The organism is Neisseria sp. Marseille-Q1983 (assembly GCF_018224585.1).
In the GTDB taxonomy this organism is placed as follows: domain Bacteria; phylum Pseudomonadota; class Gammaproteobacteria; order Burkholderiales; family Neisseriaceae; genus Neisseria; species Neisseria polysaccharea.
The window spans coordinates 1-13558 of record NZ_JAGTUI010000006.1 but is presented as its reverse complement, the minus strand read 5'-3'; the positions used below and the strand labels follow the sequence as shown (position 1 = coordinate 13558).

Genomic DNA, 13558 nt, shown 5'->3' with positions numbered 1-13558 from the left:
GACGGCATTTCGATGTGTACCGCTACGTCAAATCAGTGGTGATGGCCACAGCTGCATTCTTTTTTCATATCGATCACCATACGGCCGGTGATTTTGCCTTCGCGCATTTCTTGGAAAATGGCGGGAGCTTCGTCCAAAGCACGCAGTTTGACTTTGGGTACAACCAAGCCTTCCGCGCCGAATTGGAAGGCTTCTTCCAAATCTTTGCGCGTGCCGACCAGCGAGCCGACCACTTCGATGCCGTCCAAAACCAAACGCGGGATGGACAAATCCATTGATTCCGGCGGCAGTCCGACGGCAACCACACGCCCGCCCGCGCGGACGCAATCCACGGCAGAGTTGAATGCGGCGGCAGATACGGCGGTTACGACCGCAGCGTGTGCGCCGCCGGTTTTTTCCTGAATCACTTTGGCAGCGTCTTCTTTGGCGGCGTTGACAATCAAATCCGCGCCGGTTTCTTTGGCAAACGCCAGTTTTTCATCGTTGATGTCGATGGCGACAACATGCGCGCCGAATACTTTTTTCGCGTATTGGACACCCAAGTTGCCCAAACCGCCCGCGCCGTAAATCGCAATCCATTGTCCCGGGCGCACGCCGGAAACTTTCACGGCTTTGTAGCAGGTAACGCCGGCGCAAGTGATGCTGGACGCTTGTGCGGGGTCGAGTCCGTCGGGGACTTTGACCGCGTAGTCCGCATTGACGATGCAGTGGGTCGCCATACCGCCGTCTGCGGTGTAGCCCGCGTTCAATACGGAACGGCACAGGGTTTCGCGGCCGGTATTGCAGTATTCGCACGAGCCGCAGCTTTGGAACAGCCAGGCGATGCTGACGCGGTCGCCGACTTTCAGATTTTTCACACCGTCGGCAACTTCTTTAACCAAACCGATGCCTTCGTGTCCCAACACGCGGCCCGGTTTGTCGCCGTAGTCGCCCGCCGCAACGTGCAGGTCGGTGTGGCACACGCCGCAATATTCGACTTCGACCAATGCCTCGCCGTATTCCAACGGGCGAACCTCGCGTTCGACTACTTCCACATCGCCCGCTACATTTTTATTCACAACAACTGCCTGCATTTTCATGATTGCGCTCCTTAGTTACGGTAAAAAAACCTGTAAACGGAATGTTGTCCGATATAAGGGTAAGCATACGCTTCCGCATCTTGCGGGTCAAATAGTATGTTGTTGAAAAATATAGATTATATGTTATATTATAACAGCTCGGAAAGGCGCAGCATCGGGGGTGGTTGCCGGATGAGGGGCGGCAGGTTTCAAGTTTGAAAAACCGGATGGGCAAACCCGTAAAGATGCCGTCTGAAGCTGTGTTCGGACGGCATCTTTACGGGTTTCGGGCTTCGGCGGAGGATTAGTCGAAGTCCGGGCAGTCCTGCCCGCTGCCGGCGGCGGAAAGCGTGCCGCCGTCGTTGAGCGTGACGATGCAGGTTTCGCCTTCGTTGGTCGCCGGATCGGGGACGGCCTGAAGGGTGAAGTGGTCGGGGTTGACTTTGCTTAAGGTAATGTTGAAATATTTGTTTTGTTTCAGTTTTTTTGGGTCGTAGTTGTCAAACGTCCCTTTTTGGCGGTAGTAACGCTCCAAGTTTTGCGCGTTCATCAGCAGGGTGGATTTGACTTCCGACAGGCGGATGCGGCGGGTGTAGGCTTTATAAGAAGGGTAGGCGATGAGCGTCAGGATGCTGAGGATGGCGACGGCAATCAGCAGCTCGAGCAGCGTAAAGCCTTTTTGAACGTTTTTCATAGCAATGTGTTTCCATTTGTTTATCGGTCGGCGGCATTATAACGCCGTATCGGAAATGGCGGAATATGTAAACGGATTGAAATTTTCGGGAAAGCAGATTGTATAAGCCATTTAAAACAAATGGTTATTTTTATCGTCGGCAGTTTGCCGCCTTGGATGGGGCAGGGACTTGCGGTAGAATCCGCTTCCGATTTATGGGATTGGCGCATACAGAGAATTGGAAATATGGCAAAAATGATGAAATGGGCGGCTGTTGCGGCAGTCGCGGCGGCAGCGGTTTGGGGCGGATGGTCTTATCTGAAGCCCGAACCGCAGGCCTCTTATATTACGGAAACGGTCAGGCGCGGCGACATCAGCCGGACGGTTTCCGCGACGGGGGAAATTTCGCCGTCGAATCTGGTGTCGGTCGGCGCGCAGGCATCGGGGCAGATTAAGAAACTTTATGTCCGGCTCGGGCAACAGGTCAAAAAGGGCGATTTGATTGCGGAAATCAATTCGACCTCGCAGACCAACACGCTCAATATGGAAAAATCCAAATTGGAAACGTATCAGGCGAAGCTGGCATCGGCACAGATTGCATTGGGCAGCGCGGAGAAGAAATATAAGCGTCAGGCGGCGTTGTGGAAGGATGATGCGACCTCTAAAGAAGATTTGGAAAGCGCGCAGGATGCGCTTGCCGCCGCCAAAGCCAATGTTGCCGAGCTGAAGGCTTTAATCAGACAGAGCAAAATTTCCATCAATACTGCCGAATCGGAATTGGGTTACACGCGCATTACCGCAACGATGGACGGCACGGTGGTGGCGATTCCCGTGGAAGAAGGGCAGACTGTGAACGCGGCGCAGTCTACGCCGACGATTGTCCAATTGGCGAATCTGGATATGATGTTGAACAAAATGCAGATTGCCGAGGGCGATATTACCAAGGTGAAGGCGGGGCAGGATATTTCGTTTACGATTTTGTCCGAACCGGATACGCCGATTAAGGCAAAACTCGACAGCGTCGATCCGGGGCTGACCACGATGTCGTCGGGCGGCTACAACAGCAGTACGGATACGGCTTCCAATGCGGTCTATTATTATGCCCGTTCGTTTGTGCCCAATCCGGACGGCAAACTCGCCACGGGGATGACGACGCAGAATACGGTTGAAATCGACGGTGTGAAAAATGTGCTGATTATTCCGTCGCTGACCGTGAAAAATCGCGGCGGCAAGGCGTTTGTGCGCGTGTTGGGCGCAGACGGCAAGGCGGCGGAACGAGAAATCCGGACCGGTATGAAAGACAGTATGAATACCGAAGTGAAAAGCGGTTTGAAAGAGGGGGACAAAGTGGTCATCTCCGAAATGACCGCCGCCGAGCAACAGGAAAGCAGCGAACGCGCTATGGGCGGCCCGCCGCGCCGATAAACGAATATGCCGTCTGAACACGGAAACGGTTTCAGACGGCATTTGTTATTGATTTACGGAATATTATGAGCTTGATCGAATGTAGAAACATCAACCGCTATTTCGGCAGCGGCGAGAACCGCGTCCATATTTTGAAAGACATCAGCCTGTCGATAGAGAAGGGCGATTTTGTCGCAATCATCGGGCAGTCCGGTTCGGGCAAGTCCACGCTGATGAACATACTCGGCTGTTTGGATACCGCCGGTTCCGGTTCGTACCGAATCGACGGCATCGAAACTGCCAAAATGCAGCCTGACGAACTGGCGGCATTGCGCCGCGAACGCTTCGGTTTCATCTTCCAACGCTACAACCTCTTAAGCTCGCTGACCGCAAGGGACAACGTCGCGCTGCCGGCCGTCTATATGGGCGCGGGCGGCAAAGAGCGTTCCGCGCGGGCGGAGAAGTTGTTGCAGGATTTGGGTTTGGCAAGCAAAGAGGGCAACAAGCCCGGCGAACTCTCGGGCGGACAGCAGCAGCGCGTCTCCATCGCCCGCGCCCTGATGAACGGCGGAGAAATCATCTTCGCCGACGAGCCGACCGGCGCACTTGATACCTCCAGCGGCAAAAACGTGATGGAAATCATCCGCAGGCTGCACGAAGCTGGGCATACCGTCATTATGGTAACGCACGACCCCGGCATCGCCGCCAACGCCAACCGAGTCATCGAAATCAGGGACGGCGAAATCATTTCCGACACCTCGAAAAAACCCGAAATCCCCGCAAGCAATGTCGGGAGGATTCAGGAAAAAGCCTCGTGGTCGTTTTATTACGACCAGTTTGTCGAAGCCTTCAGAATGTCGGTGCAAGCAGTATTGGCGCACAAAATGCGTTCGCTGCTGACCATGCTCGGCATCATTATCGGTATCGCTTCGGTTGTCTCCGTCGTCGCGCTGGGCAACGGTTCGCAGAAAAAAATCCTCGAAGACATCAGTTCGATGGGGACGAACACCATCAGCATCTTCCCCGGGCGCGGCTTCGGCGACAGGCGCAGCGGCAAAATCAAAACCCTGACCATAGACGACGCGAAAGTCATCGCCAAACAAAGCTACGTTGCTTCCGCCACGCCCATGACTTCGAGCGGCGGCACGCTGACCTACCGCAACACCGACCTGACCGCCTCGCTTTACGGCGTGGGCGAACAGTATTTCGACGTGCGCGGGCTGAAGCTGGAAACGGGGCGGCTGTTTGACGAAAACGATGTGAAAGAAGACGCGCAAGTCGTCGTCATCGACCAAAATGTCAAAGACAAACTCTTTGCGGACTCGGATCCGTTGGGTAAAACCATTTTGTTCAGGAAACGCCCCTTGACCGTCATCGGCGTGATGAAAAAAGACGAAAACGCTTTCGGCAATTCCGACGTGCTGATGCTTTGGTCGCCCTATACGACGGTGATGCACCAAATCACAGGCGAGAGCCACACCAACTCCATCACCGTCAAAATCAAAGACAATGCCAATACCCAGGTTGCCGAAAAAGGGCTGGCCGAGCTGCTCAAAGCGCGGCACGGCACGGAAGATTTCTTTATGAACAACAGCGACAGCATCAGGCAGATGGTCGAAAGCACTACCGGTACGATGAAGCTGCTGATTTCCTCCATCGCCGTGATTTCATTGGTAGTCGGCGGCATCGGCGTGATGAACATTATGCTGGTGTCCGTTACCGAGCGCACCAAAGAAATCGGCATACGGATGGCAATCGGCGCGCGGCGCGGCAATATTTTGCAGCAGTTTTTGATTGAGGCGGTGTTAATCTGCGTCATCGGAGGCTTGGTCGGCGTAGGTTTGTCCGCCGCCGTCAGCCTCGTGTTCAATCATTTTGTAACCGACTTCCCGATGGACATTTCGGCGGCATCCGTTATCGGGGCGGTCGCCTGTTCGACCGGAATCGGCATCGCGTTCGGCTTTATGCCTGCCAATAAAGCAGCCAAACTCAATCCGATAGACGCATTGGCACAGGATTGAGGTTGGACAAAGATGCCGTCTGAAGCTGCCGCGACAGGCTTCAGACGGCATTTGAAAAAGGCTTGGAACACGGTTTCAAGCCTTTTGTTTTGCGGACGGGTTATTGATTTTTGCGGATGATTTCCTCCAGTTGGGGCATCGGGCTGTAGCCGCTTTGGCTGCGCCCGTTGGGGAAGACGAGGGTCGGCGTGCCGTTGAAGCCGAACTGTTCGCCCAAGGAAGTGGTTTCCGCGACGGGATTGTCGCAGATGCTGCCGCCGACCGGGAATTTGCCTTTACGCATCCAATCCGTCCACGCTTTGGCGCGGTCGGGCTGACACCATAAGATTTGCGCCTTGCGCGCGGCATCGGGGTGCAGGCCGGCAATGGGCATCATAAAGCTGTAAACCGTCACATCGGTCATTTTTTCAAACTCGTGTTCCAAGCGTCTGCAGAACGGGCAGTCGGGGTCGGAGAAGACGGCGACTTTCAGCTTGCCGTTGCCGCGTACTTCTTTGATGGCTTTGTCCAAAGGCAGGGAGGCGAAGTCGATTTTGTTCAAATCTGCCATACGCTGTTCGGTGAGGTTTTTCCGGTTGTTGATGTCAATAAGTTCGCCGGAAAATAGATAATCGGCGTTTGCATCGGTGTAGATAATCTGCCTGCCGCTGACGACGACTTCGTAAATGCCTTTGACCGGTGTTTCGCTGACGCTCAACACTTTCAAATCTTGGGCGGAATAGATTTTTTCCAAACGCGCTTTCAAAGAGGCGGCAACGGATTTGCCGGCGGACTCGGCTTTGACGGCGGGTTCGGCGTTGGCATTGGAAACGGGCGTTTGCCCGCAAGCCAGCAGCGGGAGGACGGTAAAGGGGGTTAAGATTTTGATTAACTTGGTTTTCATATAAAGATGATTGCGCGTGTTGGAAAAGCGGCATTGTATCAAACCTCTGTTGCGCCTGCATTGCGCCGAGGCTCAATTTATCGTCTGAAAATAGCTTCCGGCTGTTAAAATACGCAAAAAAATGATTTGCCTGCTTGCATGATCTACCACCGCATCGCTGTAACCATATGGCTGAGCGGACTTTATTGCCGCTTGAGGTCGTCTGAAAGATTTGCTGCGGGCAACTGAAAGATTTTATCGACACTTTGAGAAAAATGATGAACCAACAAGAATACGCTGAATATCTGTTTAAGCTGCTGGGCGAAGAGCCGCAGGCAGCAGATAAATATAATGGCTGGGAAGATTATTTCTACGGTTTGTTTCAAGGTTTTATGCCCGACGGAGAAGGCGTGGCTGCGGTGTTTGAACCTTTGGAAAAGGGACAGGAATTGCTGGCGCGCATCATGCCTGTGTATCAAAGCACTGCCGAACACAACCAAGAAATCCTCGACGGCGGCTATATTCCCGGCTATTTCTGCCTGCCTGCGCAAGATGAGGCAGAAGTGAGACAGACGGGTGAGCGTTTGTTGGAAGGGTTGCGCGAATTTGCCCGCTTTGTTGAAGACGAAGGGCTGATTGCAGCCTTGGCAGCGATTAAACAGATACGTTTGGGTGAGCCTGCGGAAGAGTTTGACGATACTCGGGATTTGTTGGGAGAAGCGTTTGATGAATGGCGGATTAGTAATACGGATTACAACAGCCCCGAACAAGTGTTGGACGAAGCCTATTATTCTATAAATTGCGATTATTACCTGTCCGCTTATCTGCAATATCCGCTTTACCGCAACAAACCCGATAGCGATTTTCTCCGTCCTTATTTCGATTTGTGGAAACAGGGTTACGGCTTTACTTTAGATAAAGACTGTTTGTATTTGTGCAAATAGCTTCCGTTTTTTCAGACGGCCTCAAACATTTTTTACATACCATGATCTACCACCGCATCGCCGTGAACGTGCCGCTTTCAGACGGCCTTTTGACTTATTCCCATTCCGAGCCGCTGCCGCAGGGCACGCGGGTGCTTGTGCCTTTTCGCAATAAAACTGTTGTCGGGATTGTGTGGGAAACGGATATTACGCCTGATATGGATACGGCGCGGATTTTGAGCGTTCAGACGGCCTTTTCGGACGAACCGCCGCTGCCTGAAAGCTGGCGTGATTTGCTCTCGTTTACGTCGCGTTATTACCACTATCCGACGGGGCAGGCGGTGTTTGCCGCGCTGCCGCAGGGTTTGAAGGAAACGCGCGCAGTGGAAATGCCGCAGCCGCCGTTGTTTTACGCGCTGAACGAAGCGGGCAGGGCGCAAACGCCGCCGCCGGCGCGGTTCAACAAAAAAGCGGCTTTGTGGGACGCGCTGCTGTCGGGCGGGATGACGATGGCGGCGTTGAAACAGGTAAACGCGCAGGCGGCGAAATTGATTGAGGATTGGGCGGCGCAGGGTTGGATTGAAACGGCGGAAGCGGCGAAACCTGTTTTAAGGTCGTACTACGGGCAGATTTCGCACTCTGAATTTGTGTTGAATGCCGACCAACGGCAGGCTTCCGATGCCATTCAGACGGCATTGGGACGCTTTCAGCCGTTTCTGCTGTACGGCATCACCGGTAGCGGCAAGACCGAGGTGTATTTCGATGCGATGGCGAAAGTGTTGGCGCAGGGGCGGCAGGTGTTGTTTCTGTTGCCCGAAATCAACCTCACGCCGCAGCTTTTAAAACGGGTGGAAGACCGTTTTGCTGACGTACCGACCGCCGTGTTGCACAGCCAGATGGCGGCAGGCAGGCGCACGCAGGATTATTTGCGCGCGATGTTAGGGCAGGCGAAATTGGTCATCGGCACGCGGTTGGCGGTGTTCACGCCGATGGATGATGTCGGGCTGATTGTGGTCGATGAGGAACACGACGGCTCGTTCAAACAAGACAACGAATTGCGCTACCACGCCCGCGATTTGGCGGTGTGGCGGGCGAAGCAGGGCGGCTGCCCCGTTGTGTTGGGCAGTGCCACGCCCAGCTTGGAGAGCTGGCACAAGGCGCAAAGTGGCGCGTACCGCCTGCTGCAACTGACCGAGCGCGCCCATGCTTCAGCACAACTGCCGCAAGTGGAAATCCTCAACGTAGGCCGTCTGAAACTTGACAACGGCTTCTCGCCGCAAGCCTTGCAGCTTTTGAAACAGAATTTTGAAGCAGGCGGCATGTCGCTGGTGTACCTCAACCGGCGCGGCTTCGCGCCCGCGCTGTTTTGCGGCGACTGCGGCCATACCTTCGGCTGCCCGAACTGTTCCGCCAAAATGGTGCTGCACCAACGCGCCCGCCAACTGCGCTGCCACCACTGCGACCACCGCGAACCCATCCCATTCAAATGCCCCGACTGCGGCAACCAAGACCTGACCGCCGTCGGACACGGCACGCAGCGCGTCGAAGAAACCCTGCGCGCCTTCCTGCCGAAAGCAACCGTCGTCCGCGTCGATAGGGATAGCACCGCGCACAAAAACGACTGGGCGGATTTGTACCGCCGCATCGCCAACGACGAAATCGACATTCTGGTCGGCACGCAGATGCTCGCCAAAGGCCATGATTTCGCGCGGCTCAACCTCGTTATCGTGTTGAACGCCGACGGCAGCCTGTACAGCGCGGATTTCCGCGCGCCGGAAAGGCTGTTTGCCGAGCTGATACAAGTGTCCGGCAGGGCGGGGCGCGCCGACAAACCCGGCAAGGTGTTGATACAGACCCAACTGCCCGAACATCCCGTCTTCGCCGCCGTTAAAGCGCAGGACTACGCCGTGTTTGCCGAAAACGAATTGAACGAGCGGCAAATGTTCGCCATGCCGCCTTTCGGTTTTCAAACCGCCGTCCGTGCCGATGCGCCGCGTGTTGCCGATGCGATGGAATTTCTCAATGCCGCCAAAGAAACCCTCGCCCCGCTGTTGCCCGAAAGCGTCTTCCAGTTCGGCGCCGCCCCCATGCTGATGGTGCGCCTTGCCGAACGCGAACGCGCGCAAATCTTCCTCGAATCTCCGTCCCGACAGGATTTGCACCGTGCCGTGAGTTTGTGGGTGCAGGTGTTGCAGCAAAACCGCGACGGCAAAATCAGATGGTCGGTGGATGTCGATTCGCAGGAGGCTTGATTATCGGCAATACGATGCCGTCTGAAAACCGTTTCAGACGGCATTTTTATTCCGGATCGCCTGTAAACGCATTCGCCCGAAAAATCGGTACGAATGTCAGCAGGTAAAGTACGAACACGGTAGCGGTCAGAATCGCGGGGACAGTGATAAAGAATATCGGGTTCACGTTCATTAAAACAGCGCGCGAGACGGCGGCGGCGAAAAGGATGGGGACGGCGATGCGGCAGAGTTTGGGGTAGTCGAGTTTGGTAAAGCCGCTGTGCCACAGTCCGGCAGTCAACCACACCATCATCACGCCGCCCATCATACCGCCGAGGGTAATCAGGTGCAGGGGCGCGGAGGCGGGCAGGTTTTGCAGTCTCGCCGCGCCTGCCCACAGATAGCCTGCGGCGGCAAAGAGTTGGAGCAGGTAATAGGTGCGGACGTAGTGTTTGCGCAGGAGTTCGTGATGGTGAAGCTCACGCAGTTTGGCAAGCAGGATGAAACCGACGGCGAGCGCGGTAAAACCGGCGGTTTGCGCGGGCAGCCAAAGTTCGGCGGCGGCGTGCAAGAGCAGGAAAGTAATAGCGATGTTTTTATAAACGATATTTGGAATAAAAACAGGGTCTTTCAGACGGCATTCTTTAAGGGCTTCCGCGCCCAAAAGAATGCTGACGCGGACGGATACGAACATGACCGCCGCCATATTCAAATGCACTTGCGCGCGTAACAGGTTCAAGTTGCCGGTTGTCGCGTATGCCGTCTGAAAAACGGTGAACGCGGCAAGCAGCATCAGCAGGGCGAAGTTATCCGTGTTGCGGTCGAGCCAAATCAACCAAGCGCAGAACAGAAATAAAACCAGCCAATAAGCCGCTACAAAGAATGCGGCAAGTTGCGGTAAAAACGGCAATAAAACAGCCGCAACAAGCAATAACGCCGCCAAAATGGTCGCGGCAGGTTTCAGGTTGCCCGAAAAACCCGTCCAATCCAACAAAGCGGCAGTCAAAAAACCGCCGTATGCCGCCGGCAGCATAAGTTCCAAGAAAATTTGGCGGTGCAGGACGATGGCACCGGGGTTGATGAAAAACACCAACGCACCGAGTATGGCAAGCACCGCCGCGCCGACGAAAAACGGCCGCATGGGGTGGGTAAAAAATTTATTCATGGCTTGGCTTGATTCTGTATGAAGATGCTTTCGGGTATGGATTTATTGGGCGGACAGGGTTGTATCTTTTGCCAAAGAGGCAAGCCTGAGGCTTGCTCGCCCTCTCCCTAGCCCTCTCCCACGGGGAGAGGGGATTAAACTGTCGAGCCCGAACATTTTCAGGTTTGCCTACCATCCGATTCCCAATCCTGCGCTCTCTAATTTTCAGCAACCTGATTCCCTCTCCCCGTGGGAGAGGGCTAGGGAGAGGGCAACGAACCGCAAGATTTGTCAGATACTCAAATGCCCGTATCATTCATATTATTGATATTATTGTTCGAATTGTATTATTTTCAATAATAATAAATAACCCTAAACCAATATAAATAACAGCCATTATCCAACGACTAAACTTCTCTACGAGTTCACCAACACCTGAAATATTAGCCAATCTTTGTGCTGTATATACTAAAACAAAAATCAATATTAAAAATACAAGAAGAGTAACTAATAAGTCGACAAGATCTAAAGTCACAAAGTAAGGAACAAAAAGTCCAATATTATCTGCACCACAACTAGCAACTGTAACCAAAGCAACAATACCGACTAATTTTGACAACCCTTTTTCATCCAATTCTTTTTTAGCTCTTTTTTCGCCCTCACAATCGTCGTAAATAGCAACTTTAATACCTAAGTAAATCGGTATTAAACCTAATAAACCCAACACCCATTTTTCCGGAACATAATGCAAAACAAAAGCTAGAAATAAACTAACTAATATTAAAATTACAGAACCTAAATATTGTCCGATATAAATATCTCGATATTCTTTTCTAGTATTTGCTCTAGCAAAAAATATTAATAGTATTACCAACAAATCTACTGCTGTAGCAATATATAAAACAGCAGCAGTAATCACAGTCGAAAACATAAAGCACCTCATAATGAATCCCCTGCCCCCTTGGCACCACGGCTTTTTCAAAAACCGAATCGCGTTCGGATAACAGATTCGTATCTTTCGCTAAAGAGGCAAGCCTGCGACTTGCTTACCCTCTCCCTAGCCCTCTCACACGGGGAGAAGGAATCGGGCTGCCAAACCCAAACATTTTCAGGTTTACCTGCCATCTGATTCCCAATCCTTCGCCCTCTGATTTTCAGCAAACTGTTCCCCTCTCCCTGTGGGAGAGGGTTAGGGAGAGGGTAACGAACCGCAAGGTTCGTCAGATACTCAAATCCCATCACTCATAATAATGAATCCCCCGAAACTCCCTTGCCACCACGCCTTCTTCAAAAGCCGAATCGCGTTCGGACAGCGGCGTGGGCAGAGTAATCACGTTTTGCACGTTCATGCCCTTAGCGGAAAGCAGCATAATTTCATGGCTCAGGCGCGCGGCTTCGAAGCGGTCGTGCGTTACCAGCATACACGCCATGCCCTGCCGCTCGATTTTTTCCACCAGCATGGCAACCAAAATATCGCGCAAATCCCGATCCAAACCGACAAACGGCTCGTCCAGCAAGGCAAGGTCGCAGCCGCACAGCAGCAGGCGCAGAAATGCCACCCGTTTCGCCATGCCGCCGGACAACTCGGTCGGATATTTGTTCATATCGCCCGCAGTCAGCCCGACTTTCGCCGCCAGCGCGACGATTTCGCCTTCATCGGGTTTGTCCATAAAAATCGCGATATTCTGCATCGCGGTCAAGTTTTCCGGCAGGCGGTTTTCCTGAAACAGAAAACCCGTTTTGCGGAAAGCATTGCGTATCGTGCCCGATTTCGGCGTTTCCAAGCCCGCAATCAGCCGCAAAACCGTCGTCTTGCCGCAGCCGCTCGGCCCGAACAAGGCTTTCACTTCGCCGTGTTGCAGGTTCAAACTGAAATCGCGCACGATGGGGTCGCGGAGAATTTCAAAACGCACGTTTTCAAGACAGAGCATTATCTTCTCCACGGCATAAACAAAATTTCCAAAGGCTTGGTAATCAGGTATTCAAACAGCGATACAAACACGATGACCAGCACCACATAAGCCATCACCGTCGAAGTCTCCAACATCGCCCTCGCATCCGCAATCCGCGCGCCCACGCCTTCGCTCGCGCCCAAGAGTTCCGCCATAATCACCACCTTTACCCCCATCGCCACCGCCACGCCGATGCTGGAAATCACATAGCCCGTCAGATGCGGGATATACAGATAACGGATTTTTTTCAGACGGCCTAATTTGTAAGCGTCAAACAACTCCTCATGTTGCCTGTTCACGCTCGCCATCCCGACCGCCGCACTCGCAAACGTCAGCGGCGCAACCAACACAATGATGGTAAACAGCACGCTCGGATTGCCGAAACCGAACCAAAACAGAGCCATCACCACCCAAATAATCGGCGGCATCGCCAACAAAACCGTAATCACAGGCTTGAGCAACGCCATCGCCGTCTTAAAACTGCCCGCCACCAGCCCCGCCGCCAATCCCGCTACCAGCGCAACCGAAATCCCCACCACCGACCGCCATAGAGAAATCCCAATTTCGTTTTCCTGAAAATGTTTCAATAAATCAAACGACTTTTGAAACACCTCCACCGGCGCAGGCAGCATAAACTCACCGAACACGGCACTGCCCCACGCCCACAACGCCACCACCACCATCGCCACGCTCAGACCGGCAAAGCCGCTCCAAAGGTAGTCGATGATGTAAAACACCGCAGGCTGCGGTTTGCGGATTTTGTCGGTTTTAATCATGGTTTGGGTGTTGGTTTGTCGTTATGTTTTGGCAAGGATAGACCGTCTGAAAAAAGTAGGTCGGATACTCGTATCCGACAGCCCCGTTTAGCCGAAATGTCGGATTCAAGAATCCGACCTACGCTGCTGCAATTTTAAAACATTCCTGCAATATCAGAGACCGGATTCCCGCCTGCGCGGGAATGACGGCTTTTTGTGTACTGTTCTGACTATTATCTGATAGGCCGTCTGAAAAGGGTATATTGGATTCCCCGATACTACTTCTCCCTTTTCAGACGGTCTCTTTCCTCCTTTTAAGCCAAGAAGAACCCGTTATCCGGCAGCTTGCCGCCCAAGAGTTTCGGGTTGAACTGCATCAGGATTTCGTAAAACTTCAAAATCTCGTTCTTCACGTCGCTGCCTTTGCTTACCGTCAGCCGCGCGCCGTCCAAGCCCATGACTAGGGCGGGTTCGGGGGCGGGGAGGTAGTTTTTGCCGATTTTCGCCGCGCTTTGGCGGTTGGCGAGTATCCAGT

At 53.4% G+C, this 13558-nt stretch carries 11 protein-coding genes and 1 pseudogene; 4 read left to right on the top strand and 8 right to left on the bottom strand.

Translation table 11 applies throughout. The features are described 5' to 3' along the window. Nucleotides 1–32 precede the first annotated feature (32 nt). Together adhP and KEM39_RS02255 are read right to left on the bottom strand one after the other, a co-directional pair. The gene (gene adhP, locus KEM39_RS02260) at nucleotides 33–1079 is read right to left on the bottom strand and encodes an alcohol dehydrogenase AdhP (RefSeq protein WP_192886339.1); all 1047 of its coding nucleotides are present in this window, start codon (nucleotides 1077–1079) and stop codon (nucleotides 33–35) included. 283 nt (nucleotides 1080–1362) lie between these two features. After that, nucleotides 1363–1752 carry a type IV pilin protein gene (locus KEM39_RS02255; protein WP_118997721.1) on the bottom strand — a complete coding sequence of 130 codons (390 nt, stop codon included), beginning with the start codon at nucleotides 1750–1752 and terminating at the stop codon, nucleotides 1363–1365. A 225-nt stretch (nucleotides 1753–1977) separates the two neighbouring features. On the opposite strand from KEM39_RS02255, the gene KEM39_RS02250 reads away from it, so the two are divergent. Both KEM39_RS02250 and KEM39_RS02245 read left to right on the top strand, forming a co-directional pair. After that, nucleotides 1978–3156 (top strand): MacA family efflux pump subunit, encoded by a 1179-nt coding sequence (locus KEM39_RS02250; protein WP_211709550.1) that lies wholly within the window; start codon nucleotides 1978–1980, stop codon nucleotides 3154–3156. Nucleotides 3157–3221: 65 nt separating this feature from the next. Beyond that, nucleotides 3222–5156: a MacB family efflux pump subunit gene (locus tag KEM39_RS02245; protein ID WP_118997720.1), complete on the top strand. Its 1935-nt coding sequence runs from the start codon at nucleotides 3222–3224 to the stop codon at nucleotides 5154–5156. Nucleotides 5157–5256: 100 nt separating this feature from the next. On the opposite strand, the gene KEM39_RS02240 is transcribed toward KEM39_RS02245, so the two are convergent. Further along, nucleotides 5257–6039, bottom strand: a complete 783-nt coding sequence (locus KEM39_RS02240) for a DsbC family protein (protein ID WP_118997719.1) — start codon at nucleotides 6037–6039, stop codon at nucleotides 5257–5259. A gap of 257 nt (nucleotides 6040–6296) precedes the next feature. On the opposite strand from KEM39_RS02240, the gene KEM39_RS02235 reads away from it, so the two are divergent. Both KEM39_RS02235 and KEM39_RS02230 read left to right on the top strand, forming a co-directional pair. Beyond that, a complete protein-coding gene (locus KEM39_RS02235) occupies nucleotides 6297–6962 on the top strand; it encodes a hypothetical protein (protein ID WP_118997764.1) in 666 nt (221 codons plus the stop codon). Nucleotides 6963–7003: 41 nt separating this feature from the next. Next, on the top strand, nucleotides 7004–9193 hold the full coding sequence (locus KEM39_RS02230; RefSeq protein ID WP_118997763.1) for a primosomal protein N': 2190 nt from the start codon (nucleotides 7004–7006) through the stop codon (nucleotides 9191–9193). A gap of 46 nt (nucleotides 9194–9239) precedes the next feature. Here the strand turns inward: KEM39_RS02230 and KEM39_RS02225 are convergent, their stop codons facing one another. From KEM39_RS02225 to KEM39_RS02205, 5 genes and pseudogenes are all read right to left on the bottom strand, one after another. Beyond that, on the bottom strand, nucleotides 9240–10337 hold the full coding sequence (locus KEM39_RS02225) for an NnrS family protein (RefSeq protein ID WP_192886338.1): 1098 nt from the start codon (nucleotides 10335–10337) through the stop codon (nucleotides 9240–9242). A gap of 295 nt (nucleotides 10338–10632) precedes the next feature. Then, complete coding sequence (locus KEM39_RS02220) at nucleotides 10633–11247, bottom strand: CadD family cadmium resistance transporter (protein ID WP_211709549.1); 615 nt, start codon at nucleotides 11245–11247, stop codon at nucleotides 10633–10635. Nucleotides 11248–11554: 307 nt separating this feature from the next. Continuing rightward, nucleotides 11555–12247 carry an ATP-binding cassette domain-containing protein gene (locus KEM39_RS02215; protein ID WP_211709541.1) on the bottom strand — a complete coding sequence of 231 codons (693 nt, stop codon included), beginning with the start codon at nucleotides 12245–12247 and terminating at the stop codon, nucleotides 11555–11557. Next, the gene (locus tag KEM39_RS02210) at nucleotides 12247–13044 is read right to left on the bottom strand and encodes an ABC transporter permease subunit (RefSeq protein ID WP_211709540.1); all 798 of its coding nucleotides are present in this window, start codon (nucleotides 13042–13044) and stop codon (nucleotides 12247–12249) included. The genes KEM39_RS02215 and KEM39_RS02210 overlap by 1 nt, the downstream gene beginning before the upstream one ends. 293 nt (nucleotides 13045–13337) lie before the next feature. Then, nucleotides 13338–13558 (bottom strand): annotated as a pseudogene (locus KEM39_RS02205) (ABC transporter substrate-binding protein); the annotation flags it as partial.

Bases quoted from the DNA above. Each gene is read 5' to 3' on its own strand.
- adhP (WP_192886339.1), bottom strand. From the start codon at position 1,079: ATGAAAATGCAGGCAGTTGTTGTGAATAAAAATGTAGCGGGCGATGTG.
- KEM39_RS02255 (WP_118997721.1), bottom strand. From the start codon at position 1,752: ATGAAAAACGTTCAAAAAGGCTTTACGCTGCTCGAGCTGCTGATTGCC.
- KEM39_RS02250 (WP_211709550.1), top strand. From the start codon at position 1,978: ATGGCAAAAATGATGAAATGGGCGGCTGTTGCGGCAGTCGCGGCGGCA.
- KEM39_RS02245 (WP_118997720.1), top strand. From the start codon at position 3,222: ATGAGCTTGATCGAATGTAGAAACATCAACCGCTATTTCGGCAGCGGC.
- KEM39_RS02240 (WP_118997719.1), bottom strand. From the start codon at position 6,039: ATGAAAACCAAGTTAATCAAAATCTTAACCCCCTTTACCGTCCTCCCG.
- KEM39_RS02235 (WP_118997764.1), top strand. From the start codon at position 6,297: ATGAACCAACAAGAATACGCTGAATATCTGTTTAAGCTGCTGGGCGAA.
- KEM39_RS02230 (WP_118997763.1), top strand. From the start codon at position 7,004: ATGATCTACCACCGCATCGCCGTGAACGTGCCGCTTTCAGACGGCCTT.
- KEM39_RS02225 (WP_192886338.1), bottom strand. From the start codon at position 10,337: ATGAATAAATTTTTTACCCACCCCATGCGGCCGTTTTTCGTCGGCGCG.
- KEM39_RS02220 (WP_211709549.1), bottom strand. From the start codon at position 11,247: ATGTTTTCGACTGTGATTACTGCTGCTGTTTTATATATTGCTACAGCA.
- KEM39_RS02215 (WP_211709541.1), bottom strand. From the start codon at position 12,247: ATGCTCTGTCTTGAAAACGTGCGTTTTGAAATTCTCCGCGACCCCATC.
- KEM39_RS02210 (WP_211709540.1), bottom strand. From the start codon at position 13,044: ATGATTAAAACCGACAAAATCCGCAAACCGCAGCCTGCGGTGTTTTAC.